This is a genomic window from Polynucleobacter sp. 35-46-11 (genome assembly GCF_002281105.1).
In genome coordinates, this window is the sequence record NZ_NCFJ01000740.1 from 1 (window position 1) to 1,042 (window position 1,042).

General features: G+C 50.6%; 2 protein-coding genes. One reads left to right on the forward strand and one right to left on the reverse strand.

The features are described 5' to 3' along the window. On the reverse strand, nt 1-217 hold a 217-nt coding region (locus B7Y67_RS19225; protein WP_293600006.1), incomplete at its 3' end, for a hypothetical protein. Between the two features lie 22 nt (nt 218-239). Between B7Y67_RS19225 and B7Y67_RS19230 the strand changes: the two genes are divergently transcribed. Further along, nucleotides 240-851: a class I SAM-dependent methyltransferase gene (locus B7Y67_RS19230; RefSeq protein ID WP_108360187.1), complete on the forward strand. Its 612-nt coding sequence runs from the start codon at nt 240-242 to the stop codon at nt 849-851. Nucleotides 852-1,042: the final 191 nt, after the last annotated feature.

The window sequence follows — 1,042 nt, forward strand, 5'->3', positions numbered from 1 at the left end:
GCGGCGGTGGCTCGTCCTTGATGAAAAAAACCTCGGCGTCTAGCTCTGGGGTTTTGGGTGCTTGCCTGAACGTGAACACATAGCGACCCGCGCCAATGGCCAACGCCACGTGCAATGCGATGGCGAGGGTCAAAAAAATCAGGCGTTGTTGGCCGCTTAATAGGCGTGAGAGCACGGGTTTGTTAAATAAGTAATGTCTAATATTATTGACCAACATTGTTTTTGAACAGGATTACACCATGCACTCATCCGACCATTGGGAAAACGTTTACCGCAGCAAGCCATTTGATGCGGTCAGTTGGTACGCCCCTCATTTGGGTGAGTCACTTCGCTTGATTCAAAAGCTGTGTCCTGATCCCATGGCATCCATCATCGACATAGGTGGGGGAGAGTCCACATTGGTGGACGATTTGTTACAGCAACAGTATCGCGATGTGTCGGTGTTGGATATATCGGCTACCGCTATTGACTTCACACGTCAGCGTCTTGGGCTGCAAGCGCAGCAGGTGGACTGGCATGTGGGCGACATCACCCAGTACGACTTTGTTGGCCAGCAGTTTGACTTGTGGCATGACAGAGCGGTGTTTCATTTTTTGACCGAGCCAGCGGCTAGACGCGCCTATGTTGAGCTGGTCCGTCGCTCGGTCAAGCCTGGCGGTTATGTACTCATGGCGACGTTTGGTCCAGACGGACCTTTGCAGTGCAGCGGCTTAGACGTGGTGCGCTACGACGATCAAAGTTTGCACCACGAGTTTGGCGATGGTTTTCAGATGCTGGGCAGCGAGCTGGCTGAGCATCACACGCCTATGGGCACGAATCAGCAGTTTTTGTATTGCTGGTGTAAAGCTTGACCGCTTTGAATTCTTCGGGGACGTTCAATACTTCACTCGTGTTCGGAACCTCTATGAAGTTACGGCCAAATCTCTATCTACTTTGACTAGTCCCGAAGAAGTTCGATACATAAAAGAGGAGTCGAACTTGTTGAAATGAGCGGCATACGAATTGAAAACCGTGGAATTGACTGTGCGATTAGTTTGTAGTT